Annotated in this window: 11 protein-coding genes and 4 pseudogenes; 4 read left to right on the top strand and 11 right to left on the bottom strand. The window is 38.6% G+C overall.

What is annotated here, in order from left to right; genetic code table 11:
* Positions 1-83: 83 nt before the first annotated feature.
* Positions 84-992, bottom strand: coding sequence for a LysR family transcriptional regulator (locus tag LIQ05_RS07725; RefSeq protein ID WP_226819756.1), 909 nt, complete (start codon positions 990-992; stop codon positions 84-86).
* A 318-nt stretch (positions 993-1,310) separates the two neighbouring features.
* Here LIQ05_RS07725 and LIQ05_RS20595 point away from each other — a divergent pair.
* From LIQ05_RS20595 to LIQ05_RS07710, 4 genes and pseudogenes are all read left to right on the top strand, one after another.
* A pseudogene (locus LIQ05_RS20595) lies at positions 1,311-1,394 on the top strand (toxin-antitoxin system protein); the annotation flags it as partial.
* The gene (locus tag LIQ05_RS07720; RefSeq protein ID WP_226819912.1) at positions 1,380-1,922 is read left to right on the top strand and encodes an NUDIX hydrolase; all 543 of its coding nucleotides are present in this window, start codon (positions 1,380-1,382) and stop codon (positions 1,920-1,922) included. The pseudogene LIQ05_RS20595 and the gene LIQ05_RS07720, both read left to right, overlap by 15 nt.
* Before the next feature lie 54 nt (positions 1,923-1,976).
* A complete protein-coding gene (locus tag LIQ05_RS07715; protein ID WP_226819755.1) occupies positions 1,977-2,351 on the top strand; it encodes a class I SAM-dependent methyltransferase in 375 nt (124 codons plus the stop codon).
* Between the two features lie 165 nt (positions 2,352-2,516).
* Positions 2,517-3,797: an Ig-like domain-containing protein gene (locus tag LIQ05_RS07710; RefSeq protein WP_226819754.1), complete on the top strand. Its 1,281-nt coding sequence runs from the start codon at positions 2,517-2,519 to the stop codon at positions 3,795-3,797.
* 996 nt (positions 3,798-4,793) lie between these two features.
* On the opposite strand, the pseudogene tnpC reads toward LIQ05_RS07710, so the two are convergent.
* The 10 genes and pseudogenes from tnpC to LIQ05_RS07660 form a co-directional block, all read right to left on the bottom strand.
* Positions 4,794-5,885, bottom strand: a pseudogene (gene tnpC / locus LIQ05_RS07705) (IS66 family transposase); the annotation flags it as partial.
* Between the two features lie 297 nt (positions 5,886-6,182).
* On the bottom strand, positions 6,183-7,523 hold the full coding sequence (locus tag LIQ05_RS07700; RefSeq protein ID WP_226819753.1) for an MATE family efflux transporter: 1,341 nt from the start codon (positions 7,521-7,523) through the stop codon (positions 6,183-6,185).
* A 342-nt stretch (positions 7,524-7,865) separates the two neighbouring features.
* Entirely contained in the window at positions 7,866-9,119 is a 1,254-nt protein-coding gene (locus LIQ05_RS07695; RefSeq protein ID WP_226819752.1) for an ATP-binding protein, read from the bottom strand.
* A gap of 328 nt (positions 9,120-9,447) precedes the next feature.
* On the bottom strand, positions 9,448-10,287 hold the full coding sequence (locus tag LIQ05_RS07690) for a CPBP family intramembrane glutamic endopeptidase (protein WP_226819751.1): 840 nt from the start codon (positions 10,285-10,287) through the stop codon (positions 9,448-9,450).
* A gap of 63 nt (positions 10,288-10,350) precedes the next feature.
* Positions 10,351-10,485, bottom strand: a pseudogene (locus LIQ05_RS20275) (GNAT family N-acetyltransferase); the annotation flags it as partial.
* A 397-nt stretch (positions 10,486-10,882) separates the two neighbouring features.
* A pseudogene (locus tag LIQ05_RS20270) lies at positions 10,883-11,221 on the bottom strand (site-specific integrase); the annotation flags it as partial.
* A gap of 148 nt (positions 11,222-11,369) precedes the next feature.
* Entirely contained in the window at positions 11,370-12,359 is a 990-nt protein-coding gene (locus LIQ05_RS07675; RefSeq protein ID WP_003864534.1) for a helix-turn-helix domain-containing protein, read from the bottom strand.
* 120 nt (positions 12,360-12,479) lie between these two features.
* The gene (locus LIQ05_RS07670) at positions 12,480-12,656 is read right to left on the bottom strand and encodes a helix-turn-helix domain-containing protein (RefSeq protein WP_003864535.1); all 177 of its coding nucleotides are present in this window, start codon (positions 12,654-12,656) and stop codon (positions 12,480-12,482) included.
* Between the two features lie 264 nt (positions 12,657-12,920).
* Complete coding sequence (locus tag LIQ05_RS07665) at positions 12,921-13,244, bottom strand: hypothetical protein (protein WP_004613237.1); 324 nt, start codon at positions 13,242-13,244, stop codon at positions 12,921-12,923.
* Positions 13,245-13,336: 92 nt separating this feature from the next.
* Positions 13,337-13,864: an LPXTG cell wall anchor domain-containing protein gene (locus tag LIQ05_RS07660; RefSeq protein WP_096240087.1), complete on the bottom strand. Its 528-nt coding sequence runs from the start codon at positions 13,862-13,864 to the stop codon at positions 13,337-13,339.
* Between the last annotated feature and the right edge of the window lie 265 nt (positions 13,865-14,129).

Raw genomic sequence — 14,129 nt, 5'->3', positions numbered from 1 at the left:
CAACCACCTTTCTGCTGTTATTTTATCAGCAAACAGCGGTACATACATAACACCTATTTTATATGATTATCCATAGCCTATGACTATGGATTGGCTGGAGCATATTTCCGTAATTCTTCCAGATAGCTTTTTCCAAGTTCACTTAATTCCTGATTTTCATTCAGCACATATCCAATATGCATTGTTTCATTTTCTGCAAGCGGAACGGAGATGATATTTTCTCCGTTCAAATATTTCGGGAAAATGCCACTTGAAATAGTATAGGCATTCAGTCCGAGCATAAAGTTGACAATAGCCCCTCTGTCATTGACCCGAATTTCCTTATCCACCGGGATGGAGCTGAATAGTTCCTCTGAAAAATAGACAGATTCATACTCTCCCTGTACAAAGTTTAGCCGAGGATAAGGTGCAAGGTCATGGACGGAAACTACTTTTTTCGATGCCAATGGGTGATCTTTTTGCAAAAAAACATGAGGCTTTGCTGAAAATAGCTCGGTAAACACCAGATGGTTTTCCTCTATCACTTTCCGCATGACGACTTCGTTTTCATGCGATAAATAAAGGATGCCTAAATCACAGACACGATTTTTCACATCATCCAATATTTGATGTGTTCCGGTTTCATTATAATAAAAAGCGTATCGTTCTTGCCCAAAACGCTTAACTAACTCCACAAAAGCGTTTTCCGTAAAAGTATAGTGCTGAGAAGATACTCCAAATGTCACTTTCCCCGGAAGATTTGTAACATACCGATCCTCCAGCAGTTCCATCTGCTGTATCACCTGACGAGCATAACCGAGAAATTCAGCACCATCTTTTGTCAGCGTAATTCCGATTCTACTGCGGAGAAAAATGGTGATACCAGCCTCTTTTTCCGTTTCTTTGATGGAATTGGACAGACTCGGCTGTGATATAAAAAGCAGTTTTGCCGCTTCGGTAATAGAGCCAACTTCTGCTACCTTCAAAATATATTTTAATTGTTGAACCGTCATTTCTTTATCCTTTTTATTCTTACAACTTCCGATTGAGATTTCACCTGTTTTAAGAAATTTAATAACTGTTATATTTTGTTATTAAATTCTCCGCAAACCATTGAAAACACTGGATTTGTCGCAGGTGAGCTTTCCCTTATTTTTTCCCTTGTGTTATATCGTCCCACCAGTGTTTACGAACTCTGATAAGGGAAAATACAAGGGCAAAAAATTATATAAAACAGTATAACACAAAATAAAAGTGACATGGTGAACTGATTGAAATGCTTCTGATTTTTGTAGCAAATAATTGATTGAACGATAAGGAGATAAGATACGATGAGGACAATATTTGCAGAATATAATCCCGGACGAAACAGCATTGATGTTTATACCAGTGCAGACTATATGCTTCGCATTGAGCATTATACCCCCTTCAATGAACAAGAAGAGACGGATAAGCAGCTTATTCTGAACTGGATCAGAAATAATACCAATCCTTTTTCCAGAGAAAACACGGTGGCACATATGACCGCTTCTGCCTGGGTGGTAAATCCGGATAAAAGCAAAGTTCTCATGGTTTATCACAATATTTATAATTCCTGGTCCTGGCTGGGAGGACATGCGGGTGGGGAGACGGATTTACTTGCAGTTGCCCTTCGGGAAGTGAAAGAGGAAGCGGGGATTTCCCATGTCAGTCCTGTATCTGAGGAGATTTTTTCTTTGGAATCCCTTACAGTAGATGGACATGTGAAAAAGGGAAAATATGTGCCCAGCCATTTACATTTGAATGTAACATATCTGCTGGAAGCAGATTCTGAGGAAGTTGTCTCCATAAAAGCCGACGAGAACAGCGGTGTCGCCTGGTTTTCCCCTGAAGAAGCGCTGAAGAAATCTACAGAACCATGGTTTGTAGAACATGTGTACTCCAAGCTGATTGAGAAAATGTAATGAAAGAAGCCAACAATTATAATACTTATATGATACAAAGAAAGAGAAGAGAACATGAGTGAAAAAATTGTAGTTTGCCTTGAAAAAGGTGGCGCAAGAGATATGGCTGAAGCTTTTTCCAGGCGCACAAATACCCCAATCGCTGAAAAGCCGGGAGAACACCTGACGGTGCTTTTTAATTCCAAAGGTGTTTCTTTAACCGGATATGGTCTGACTTATCAGGGAGATTTCGAGAATATGCTTCATCGGGTGACCCACGGAAGATTACAGCATGAAATGCTGGTACGGGCTTCCAAATCAGAAAAGCCAGGGCGCAAGGCGATAGATGCCACAGCAGGTATGGGAGAGGATGGATTTCTTCTGGCAGGAAGGAAGCCTTCTTATACGTTAAGCGGAAAAGCGATTCGATATGATTGTTATACGTTGTAGAGGAAATAAATTGGCAGAACAGGCGGATGAATAAATGATATATGCGTAGCAGCATTTTTATAATCCTTTTCGATTACTGTCAGAAGTGCTAGTGTGAATCAGAAGCAACTATGTATAATAAGAATAAAAAGGACAGTATTGTTTATAAGGAAGGAGAAAATGCTTATGAGAAATGGTAAAAAGTCATTAAAAAAAGCCAGCGTACTGCTTACTACATTCTTACTTGTAGTAATGTGTCTGGCAGTGGATACCACATCTGTAAGTGCCGCGAAGATCAAACTGAACAAAACAAAGCTTACCTTGACCCAAGGCAAGAAATACCGGTTAAAGATAAAAGGCACAAAAAAGAAAGTGAAATGGTCCTCCACAAAGAAATCAGTGGCAACTGTTAATAAAAAGGGTGTCGTTACAGCAAAGAAAAAAGGAACTGCATATATTAAAGCTAAGGTTGGCAAAAAAACATACAAGTGCAAGGTTACTGTTAAGAGTAAAAAAGCACCTGCAAAGCCAGCACCTACAACACCTTCTGCTCCGGTAAATCCGCCGGCAGAGCCTACAGCAACACCTACCGCAGCTCCAGCAAAAACACCAGTACTAAGTGCAACATCTTTAAATATGCGTAAAGGTGAATATTATCAGCTTAGCGTACAAAATCCTAAGCATCTGCCTGTATGGACCAGTTCAAACAAGAATATTGCAGAGGTAGACAGTCAGGGAAAGGTACATGCAATTAATGTTGGAACAACAGAAATCAAAGTAGATGCAGGAATTGTTCTTACATGCACAGTTACAGTTACCATGGAAACAAAGCCTCAGACTGAACCAGTTCTTTCGAAAGGAGTTATAAAAGGGCAGCGGTCAGTCAAGAATGAAGCTGGCGAATCTGTAGTGATCGATATTCCTCTGAATACTTATACCTATACTTTCAGCACAATTCCAACAAACGTGGAAGAATTGAAGCAGTATAACATCAGCGGTGATGATGGAAGATATAAGGTGCTCGCTCTTTATATCATGTCACTTCGAACCTGGAAACCGGAAAATCAGACAGATTGCGAAGAAATGATCGGATATTTATGCAACAAGCAGTTATCTGTTTATGAGAAGCAGAGATTAGCAGAGCAAATGAAGAAGAGTAAACAGTATCTCTATCTTGGAAATGCATTCTTAAATGGTGCAACTCCGGCGAATGACTACACACCTTCACAGCCTTATTCAATTACATTAACTCAGGATTCTGTAGTAGATGAAGATCAGATATACATTCCAGCAAATCCTTCCATACCATCTCCTGATCAGTATAGAGCCTTTATCTATTGCAAGGCTTCTGACAGTGGTAAATGGATCGATGTTTATAAATCATCTAAGGACGGAAACTGGTATATGTATAAATGGATGGATCTGATCACTTCAATAAAAGCCCCGGCTTCAAGTAATCCATTCTAAATATGTCTTCGGGTGATTCATTCTAATTACAAGAGGGCAGACATCAAAGACCTCGGTTTTGGGTGTCTGCCCTTAATGTATTTTATAAAAATTATATCTGTAACCGCTGGGGGATAACAGTATACTAAGAGAAATCTTTTTGGACACTTTGAGAGCAGCTTCCCAAACTACTGCCACGGACTCCCCAAAAACAACTTGTGACGATCATCAGCAGTTGCTTATAGAACTGAAACATAATGAACTAAATAGATAACACTGAAAATCATGCAACACGCAGGTGCAGGTGATCAATAAGGGATTGTCCATCCTTGTTTTCGAGTTTTTATAAAAACTTGCGAAATCGAAATGAAAAAAATCAGGTTCTTTTAGGGCCTTTTACTATTTCCATCTTATATTTTGTGCTGATATATTATGCTTTTTAGTGTTGTTTCGTGATATCTGATACCAAACGGCACGAAATAATACGCTGACCAAAGGTCGTTTTTGACCATATTTTAAAGCAACTTTTGATTAAACTTTTTATTTCAAATGTCCCCTTCATTATCGTACTCTAAAACAGCGGCTTTTCTGAACCCCAAATAGCCGCTTCCTGTTCCCCGCAATCCGCGTAAAATCTGAAAAATTTCTGTGATCTGGGCTATGTCTGCTGCCGCAAAAATGGTTTGCCCTATGGACAAAATTTTTACAAAAAGCCATATCAGCGTCTGTTAAAGAAATACAATTTTCCAAAGATCGACTGGCGGAAACTGCGCAATTCCAATGCCACCATCCTGGCCAACGAAAAAGTCAGAATGAAAGCCATTTCCAAAAACCTTGGGCATTCCAAAACCTGATCGAATTCTGCATGGAACCAGGGATTCCTTGAAACATACCCGGCAGCTGACATCACAGAACACAAAGAACCGAAATCCAGCCTTCGTATTTATACCAAAGAACAGCTGAAATTATTCCTGCACGCCATGCATGAAGATTCATATGCACACGTTTTACTCTATTTTAGTTTTGACAGTTCATTTTCGCAGTCTCGCTCCATGGGGCAAGCTGTTCCAACTGTTCATCTGACATTTCATCGTCTGGCCGCTGTGATAAGAGATATGTCAGATATTTATAGGTATTCAGATCATTCGCTTTTACCATCTCAACCATTGTATACACAATAGCGCTGGAAGCAGCTCCTTTCGGACTAGCACTGAACAGCCAGTTCTTCCGGCCAACAGTGAATGGCCTGATTGTGGTTGGGCGCTGTTGATCCAGCCAATTCCAGAATGCCTCCAGTATCGGCTTCTCCTTTTCAAGACGAAATTGTTTTCTCTGCTCCGCAGTGTGATTTTTTGCTTTTGAGTACCGCTCACAATCAAACAGCTTGGAACAGAACTGTACTCCCTGCACTGCCGGAAGGCTGTAATCATACTCTTTCCCTTTCGGTATGGCATCTGTGAAGTAACGTCTTACATGTGCCCAGCAAGAGCAGTGTTTGATATCCGGCAGATTATTATAACCCTGGTATCCATCCGTCTCCAGATATCCGCTGAACCCCTGTAGGAAAGATGCTGCATGGAACTTTGCCCTTGTCTCTGTGTAATGGTAGAGCAGGATCGGCGGAAGTCCATCTTCTCCACTGCGGAAGAGCCACATCCAGGAATCCGTTTCAGGATTACGCTCCGGCTCATTCAGTACCTGAACCCGAGTTTCATCTGCCATCAGATATTTACGCCTCCGTAACTGACAGTGAAAATAATCATAAACATGACGGAGATAATTCTCGGCACAGTAAATGATCCAGTTAGCAAGCGTAGCCCGGCTTAATGGGACACCCAGTTGCTTCCAGTCCTCTTTCTGCCGGTTTAACGGCAGACCATTCTGGTACTTCTGGTGCATTGCCCATCCGACAACGGATTCCGATGCATAACTTTCCGGGATCAATGGTTCCTGAACAGGGGCTTTGACAAATGTCTGATCATCCGGATGTTCCTCTGATATGGCACACTCCGGGCATTTGTAGGTTTCACGATAGATATTTACTACTTTTCCTTTGGCATGGGTAAAGCGAAATTCATGGCGGATGAATTCTTTCCCAATAACTTGAATAGAGTAAAATGCTCGCATCTATCATTTCTAGCAAGAGAAAATGAAGTGAAATGCTTGCATTCTCTAATGATTATTATGGATTGATTTTTAGGGCAATACAATCCGTCGAATTATTTTGCGCTTACGGAGTATGAGGCAACGGAGTATTGGAGATATGAGTTAGGGGCGGAGTTGGATTAATTATCGTTATACTGAAAGGAGGCAACGGTTTTTCCGCTGCCTCTCTTTTTTATTCGGTTTACTATTACTTTTAGTTTGAGATTATATAGAGAAACGGCTGTTTTGTCAAATTATATATCAAATTGAATCCACCTTATCAATCGGCCATAATTTTCTGAGTGCCGCATAAGAAATCAAAAAGTTTGCGAGCCATCCAGCCGGTACAGCAAGCCAGACAAATGCAATACCAAAACGAGGAGCACAGATTAAGGCAACTGACAATCTTATTGCAAGATTTACCATATTTGCAATAAGAAATGGCCGCATGATTCCAAGCCCACGAAGGACTCCATCTGTTGCCATCTTGATACCCATGAAAATGAAAAAGTAGCCTAGCCATCTCATATAATCCCCTGATACCTGATAAGCTAAAGCAGTTCCGTCTTTTCCTAAGAATAACGAAGAAATTTGCGTATGCAATGTCTCAATAACTATAAAAGCAAGAACTGCAAAACATAAATCTAACACCAGTGCAGCATGATATCCTTTTTTGATACGTTCGATTTTCTTTGCACCAAGATTTTGGGAAACATACGGTGAAACTGCATTTCCAATAGATACAAATATCAGTGAAAATACATTCTCTACTCTCATCGTTGCCGAATAACCCGCTAGTGCCTGTGTACCAAATGGATTTACAACCGCCTGTACAATCATCATCCCAATTGACACTGTAGACTGCTGAAGAACCGAAGGTACAGCAATTCGAAGCATTGAACGTAACTCCTGCCCGTCAAACCAGCTAAAGTGACTTTTATATCGGCGCATCCGACTAAAGAAAATCAAAAGTGAAAATACTGCAGAAATTCCTTGTGCAATAAGAGTCGCAAGGGCTGCACCAAACACACCAAGACCAAGTCCAGCCACCATCCAAAGGTCCATAAATATATTTAAAACCGAAGAAAATATTAAAAGACCTAACGGAATCTTTGATTCGCCGATTGAAGTGAACATCGTTGAAAGGATATTGTACATAAACAGAAACGGAAATCCCACAAAATAAACTCGAAGGTACAATACCGCTTCATCTAATATATCAGCAGGTGTCTGTAATAAACTCATCATTGGATGGGAAAAGCAAAATCCAAACAGACCCAGAAGTATACTTAGAATCAGAAAACTAATTAATGATGTCGACACAATCGTTTTCATTTTGCTATAATCCCGGGCACCAAAATAACGGCTTACAAGAACCCCTGCACCTACACCTGCACCCAATGCTACACAAATGAATACATTCGTAAGTGCGGCGCAGGCACCAACTGCAGCAAGTGCAGATGAGCCAACAAACTGACCAACAATAATAGAATCAGCCATATTATATACTTGTTGAAAAAAACTGCCTAGAATCATAGGCATTGCAAAAACAGTCAGCGCTTTAAGAGGCGCATCTGTAATTAAATATTCATCTTTTGACATTGTCTTATTCTCCTTCTATAGAGATTTATTTTATATCTTCAAAACACAAAATGCAAAAATGATTTGTAAATCATCCCCAACTTGGGGACGATTTGCATCTGTAATCAATTCGTCCTCAACTTGAGGACAAATTACTGTGTCAGGATACATCTCATAAAAGTATCTCATATATTTCAAGTTAGTTGGAGAAAATGATTTCACATCTGGCAACAGTCTCGTTTGTACGGATAAAAAAATAAACTGAGCCACGGCTGTTCCAACATGAAATCAGCCGTGGCCTTATTTATATCATTTCACTCTTTTTTGAAATAGAACAACACCACAGCAACAACTCAAATCGACTTAAAATTCCAGACTATTCGCATTCAGCAAGAAATACTTCATTCCCATGATGACAAAACCTTCATCATTTCTCCAAGGCTTTTTGCTGCCATTTACAATGACGATCTTCTTGAAAGAGTCCGGGATATTACGCAGAGAATTGAACTCCTGCGTCTGTTTTTCTTCCGAAGTCATGTCATATGCAACCTGGATATAGTATCTCTGGTTTCCTTGATTCACCACAAAATCAACCTCCAACTGCTTGCGAACACGTTTGCCCTCTTTATCCTTATCGAAGATATCCACGACACCCACATCAACATTGTAGCCACGGATCAGCAGCTCGTTATAAACAATGTTCTCCATGATATGAGTAGGCTCCTGCTGTCTGAAATTCAGACGTGCATTTCTCAGTCCCAGATCAGTAAAGTAATATTTCAGATTTGCACCGATATACTTTCTGCCCTTAATATCGTATCGGCTTGCCTTGGAAATCAAAAAGGCATCTGTCAAATGGTCGATATGCTTGGAGATGGTTTTATTAGCATAAGTCATCTGGCGCTCACTGGCAAAGGTATTGGCAATCTTTGAAGGGTTGGTCGGTGCGCCGATTGCAGATGCAAGCACATCAACCAGAATCCCAATCTCATCCACGTTCTGAATCTTATTTCTTTCAATAACATCCTTCAGATAGACATTTGCAAAGATGTTCTTCAGATAGTCCGCTTTCTGTCGTTCGCTCTGGAAACTTACGATCTGCGGCAATCCTCCGTAGATCATGTAGTCATCCCAGGCATTATCATAATCGCCGTCATAGACAGAATAAAACTCTGCAAAGGAGAGAGGGTAGATTCTAATCTCATCACCTCTGCCACGGAATTCGGTCACAATGTCGCTGGACAGGAACTTGGAATTACTTCCGGTGACATACACATCAATATTGCTCATGCGTAGCAGGCTATTCAGCACTTTCTCAAATCGTGGCATGAACTGCACTTCATCCAAAAGGAGATAATACTTCCCGTCGTCTTTCATGGCATCCTTGATGTACTTGAAGCATACCTTTGGATCTCTTAATTCCTCGTTCTCAATACCATCCAATGCAATTTCAATAATATGATCAACATCAACGCCGTTCTCCAGTAAGTATCTCTTAAAGATGGTAAACAGCAAAAAGGATTTGCCACATCTACGAATGCCGGTAATCACCTTTATCATTCCATTATCTTTTCGCTCGATCAGCTGCTGTAGGTAAGCGTCTCTTTTAATCTCCATCGTTACGCTCCCCATTTCCGTGCATCTACACACTTTTTAGTAATGAGATTCTATCACAAAACGACCTGAATTTCAATATGTATTCCCATTTTATGTGCATCTACACACTTTTATGTAATGTTGATAAATATATTTTCAGATTTTTTTGATTGCAGTGTCTATAATCGACTACTCCAATCGTTATTATAGGTAAACAACAAAAAGAAGATGGTTCCGATGTTTCATTAAATATGTTCGTTAGTCTTTTACGCAAAGGATTCTATCTCCTCTGCGCCCTAATGCTTTTCGGATTCAGTTCAACAAACTGGATTTTGTTTTTTGATACTTATTACACTTTTGCTTTTTTCTTAATCATACATATTGCTGCTAAAGTAACTATAACATAACCTAATAGTGCAATAATTGATGATTCAATTCCAAATTCTCCACCAGTGAAAACAAAGCCTTTTGAATCAAGTACATATGTCATAACCGAATATTCATCTGCCTTTTCGCTTATTGATAAACCGCCGCCAATAATTAAAATATTCCAAAGTGAATGGACAATTCCGCTGTTCCAAACAGAACCATTTTCAATAGCAACCATTGAGAACATTATTCCTACCATTGTTCCAGCAATAAGAACCAACAGGCTACTTACAATGGAAAAATCCATTCCTATAATATGTACTAATCCAAATAAAACTGATGGAATTAATACAGCTACTTTAATATTCCATTTCTCTTTTAACAGATTTAGAATAACTCCTCGAAAAACCATTTCTTCAACAAAACCAGCGGCTATGCCTGTAAAAGTAATACCAGCACTCAGTGTTGAAAAAATCTGATTACTATTCATTCCAGAAGAAACGTACTTTCCAGAAAAGAAAAAAAGATAAACCGCTTTTACTGTCACAGGTAATAATACACCTACAATAATCCATTTAGCTTTAATTGAAAATTTTGGCATTCCCAAATTTTCTATTTTTATTTTAAGTAGTCTTTTTGAAAATAATTCACTTAAAACAAATGCTAATCCAACATATATAATTCCTGCTATAATATTGCATATACCTTCTGGAATTTTAACCAAAACAAACAAACTTGCCACTAACTGAGCTAATATTTGAGCTACTATCAATACAATGATAGCTCCCAAAGCCCCTCCTATCGTCTTTCTTGTACTCATAAAATGCTCTCCTTTATCTTCATTATTGCAAAAAATTACTACCAACTTAACAAATCCCGATTTCTATTTTTGTTTCCATAGCATGGTGTATTCTTTTTCACCAGTAGCTTCATCCAAACCTTCACATTGAATAATGAACCCTTCTCTTTGGTAAAAAGAAATTGCTCTGGCATTCTTCTGGTATACATTTAATCGTAACACTCTTCGGTAAGAATATTTTACGCACACTGCTTTCTGTCTTCGGTGTTTTCAGAATACGGACCGTAGAATTCTTCTTATGATTTGTCGGAAATACCAACAACACATCTTTTCCATCCAATGCATTTAAAGATTCTTTTCTTATACGCTGTGATTCTTTGTTGATGAAGACATATGCACGGTTTTCTTCAATTGCCTCATGAGAAATATCTACACAATCCCAGGTAAGACCAAGCAGCTCACCAAGTCGCAGGGAACATGAGAAAGATAGATTAATTGCGAGTTTTAATCGTTCATCTTCACAGACACTGAGCGCATACATCAATGTATCCGCTGTCCAGATGTCTCTTTTTTGTGATTTATGTTTTGGTACAGTCGCATGGGTGCAAGGATTCTTCTCCATCAACTCCCATTTCACTGCCTGTTCAAAACAGTTTCTAAGCAGCTTATTAATATCCCTGACCGTACTGGAAGATACAAATTCATTTCGACTGGTTTTATTCAATGGATTGATAACTGCACGTCTCTTCAAAAGACTCTGATAATATCTTTCGATGAAACGGGTATTAATCTCTGAGAGTTTCGTATCACCAATGATCGGAAGAATATAGTTATTGATAAGAGAGACATTTCCTTCATATGTAGAAAGCGCCCAGTTTTCTTTGCCATAAAGTGCAACATATTCTGTAATAAGCTCGTCCAGTGTTTTGCATTTACGGACGACAAATGATCCCATCTCTTTTTTATATTCAATTTCTTTTTTTCTTCTCTTTGCTTCGGCTTTCGTTTCATAGGTTTCCCACTTCTGTTTCCTCTCACCTTTTTCATTCGTATAAGAATAGATTACATTAAATTTTCCGTTTCGTTCTCTTATAGATGCCATATTATTGCATACTCCTTTCCAAATCTCTTTGCTCCATCCAGTCCTCAAATTCATCCCGACGGATCCTAACTCGACTGCCAACTTTTATTACGGTGAACTTTCCTGTATCCGCCCACTTGTTGATCATGCTTCTGCTGACCTTTGCCAGATAGGAAGCTTCATCAAAAGTAAGATACTTTATATTTCCATTGCTTCCTCGTATTCCGGTCTGTGATAATTTCTTCCGCCGGAAATTAGCCAGGGCAATATTCTGTTCCTGTGCAAGTTCTTCATAATCATTCGATGGATCCAGCTTATACCGATCCTGACCTTCCAGGAATTTTTGAAAACTCTCTTTTGTGATCCTTTTCTTTTCTGCAATCACAATGAATTCAAAAAAATGACTATACTTTGGATTATCAAGAATTGTATATACTGCGCTTCTGGTTGTTCCAAGCAGCTGTGCCATCTCAGGCATCGTAATTGTTGCATCTTCCAGAAGAGCGTCTTTTTCTCTGTCTTCCTTTGTTCGATACCGGGACTGGCTTTTATACCAGTTCTGAAAAGATTCTTTTGGTATTCGTTTCCAGTAATCGACAATAACAGCTTCCATTTGATTTTTCTTGAGTAAATCATAAACAAGATACTCATCAACACCCAACAGATCCGCAACTTCCTTAACGGAATAGGACCAGGATTTCAATTCTTTCCCCGGTTCTTCTCCGGTAACTTTATGGTATTTAATCTGATTGGCGTACCATTTTTCAAAGCTGGCAATATTGATTCGTATCTTTCCGGCAATCTCTTTAGATTCAAAAACATTTTTATGCACCAGCCAGTATCGATCTGTCTTTTTTAATCCCAGCAGCTTTCCCATTTCCGGCACGGTCATCCAGGTTCTCTTTTGTGTCGGACGCCGTTTGTAAGGACTGTCTTCTGATATCTTTGAAATGATCTCTTCAACAGCGTCCATTTCCGGAACTTCTTTTTGTTTCATAATTGCTGTTGCCATTTATTCTTCACTTCCTGTCTTTTTTAGTGTTAGTGTTTTTTCTTATATCATATCTCAAATCCAGATAAAAATTTAGGATGTCGATTGCAGACAAAATCTGCCTGATCAACACCCTGTTTTTTATTGTTCCAAGTTATCGAGCCAGTCATCGAAACTCTTCTTAGAGATGCGATACTTTCCGCCATCCAACTGGATCCACCGGAATTCCTTTTTCTTTAAAAGGTTATAAATAGTAGGTCTGCTGACTCCTAAGATTTCCTGTAACTCTTGAACTGTATAACATCTTTTTTCTGACATTTCTTTATCCTCTTTTCTTTGAAATATGAAAGAAAAATTATCCCTTCATATAACGAAACGCTCAGAGCATGTTTTACAGTGGTCAAAAGCAAATTTTTTTACTTTTTTCTTACGAGTTTTCTTTAATGCAACTCGTAACATTAGATTTTTACATTTTTCATGAAATTAAGTAAAGAAAAAGAGCATATGGAATTGAATCCATACACTCTATGATTACTGAAACTTAATTTCATTTTTAATTCAACAAACTTGAATTTGACTTGCCTATTTTCTTAAAATCTCATGTGGAGCTTCTATTTCATTTGCCAAGGTATGCTCTGTTAATTCTGACATCAATTTCAATTTTTTATTAATCAATGGTCGCATACAATTAGGAACATGTTCCTGATGTGCTCTGTGGATTGCTACACATTCCTTACAATTTCCGTGATAACGACAGGCTTTCAGGCAAGGACAGTGATCTTTGTCTTTATACTCCTTACGAAATTCCGCTGCAAATTCTTCTTGCAGTCTCAGTCCCTCGACACGGTTTCCCTTATGAAATTCTACCATTGCATCCAGTTCTTTCTGGTTCCCTTCAATCTTCATGTTATTATAGCGCCTCCATTTCAACTATTCCTCATTTTCTGATAAATCCCGATTTTTCGTTCTCTGCGACTTCCCAATAAACGGGAAGTTGGTTACTTCTTGTAATTCATTTTCTTACTTAACACCCCAAACAAAGCCAATAAAAATATTCCAATTCCAAGCAATACGCCAGCCACTTTCATTAATTCATTGTTTGTATACCCTGTATCCGGAAGAATCCCATACTTGTAATAAGAATAACTAACATGGTCTGTGGTATATGCAGCTATGGAATCTCCTACATTATATTCCGAATATACAAATCCCGGTACTTGCATTCGCTTGTGATAATCATTCACTTTTCCATTGTTGTAGTAGAAGAAATAATTCTGAGATATCGTATCAACCGAAGCATCTTCAGCCCTTTTACCTGTAATCACAATATCCTCCATATAGTAATCTTCTCCCAGTACCATCTCTTCCATTTGTGTATTAAATGCTTTAGATGTCAAAAGTATATTTATCCAGACTGTAATGAAAGCTATACTTAAAATAATGAAACAAATCCAAAACAAAATTTTCTTTTGATTTCCAGTTAATATTTCTTTTGATTCTTTGTGCTCAACCAATTTATTACTCATTCCATAATACCTCTAAAGTACTTTTTCCTTCTTCCTTCCCTTCGTCCAAGAAGTGTATCTCACTCAAAGAACTCGGTCAATCCCGATTTCTCAGTTTCAAAAAATGGCATTTATCGTCTTGTTCCATTCTTATCAAAATTCTTTTTTAATGCTATTTCTGTTGGGAGAATAGACCCAATTAAAGGAATAAGTTGAACACCACAGATAATTCCTCCTCATATAATCAAGTGTTTTTTATTGAAAATTCAAGGTTTTTCAACCTTTC

Origin of the sequence: Blautia glucerasea, from assembly GCF_020537505.1 — a bacterium.
In the GTDB taxonomy this organism is placed as follows: domain Bacteria; phylum Bacillota; class Clostridia; order Lachnospirales; family Lachnospiraceae; genus Blautia_A.
This window is presented reverse-complemented; position numbering and strand designations above follow the sequence as displayed.

Excerpts from the sequence above, each read along its gene's own strand:
- LIQ05_RS07725 (WP_226819756.1), bottom strand. The coding sequence starts at position 992 with ATGACGGTTCAACAATTAAAATATATTTTGAAGGTAGCAGAAGTTGGC.
- LIQ05_RS07720 (WP_226819912.1), top strand. The coding sequence starts at position 1,380 with ATGCTTCGCATTGAGCATTATACCCCCTTCAATGAACAAGAAGAGACG.
- LIQ05_RS07715 (WP_226819755.1), top strand. The coding sequence starts at position 1,977 with ATGAGTGAAAAAATTGTAGTTTGCCTTGAAAAAGGTGGCGCAAGAGAT.
- LIQ05_RS07710 (WP_226819754.1), top strand. The coding sequence starts at position 2,517 with ATGAGAAATGGTAAAAAGTCATTAAAAAAAGCCAGCGTACTGCTTACT.
- LIQ05_RS07700 (WP_226819753.1), bottom strand. The coding sequence starts at position 7,523 with ATGTCAAAAGATGAATATTTAATTACAGATGCGCCTCTTAAAGCGCTG.
- LIQ05_RS07695 (WP_226819752.1), bottom strand. The coding sequence starts at position 9,119 with ATGGAGATTAAAAGAGACGCTTACCTACAGCAGCTGATCGAGCGAAAA.
- LIQ05_RS07690 (WP_226819751.1), bottom strand. The coding sequence starts at position 10,287 with ATGAGTACAAGAAAGACGATAGGAGGGGCTTTGGGAGCTATCATTGTA.
- LIQ05_RS07675 (WP_003864534.1), bottom strand. The coding sequence starts at position 12,359 with ATGGCAACAGCAATTATGAAACAAAAAGAAGTTCCGGAAATGGACGCT.
- LIQ05_RS07670 (WP_003864535.1), bottom strand. The coding sequence starts at position 12,656 with ATGTCAGAAAAAAGATGTTATACAGTTCAAGAGTTACAGGAAATCTTA.
- LIQ05_RS07665 (WP_004613237.1), bottom strand. The coding sequence starts at position 13,244 with ATGAAGATTGAAGGGAACCAGAAAGAACTGGATGCAATGGTAGAATTT.
- LIQ05_RS07660 (WP_096240087.1), bottom strand. The coding sequence starts at position 13,864 with ATGAGTAATAAATTGGTTGAGCACAAAGAATCAAAAGAAATATTAACT.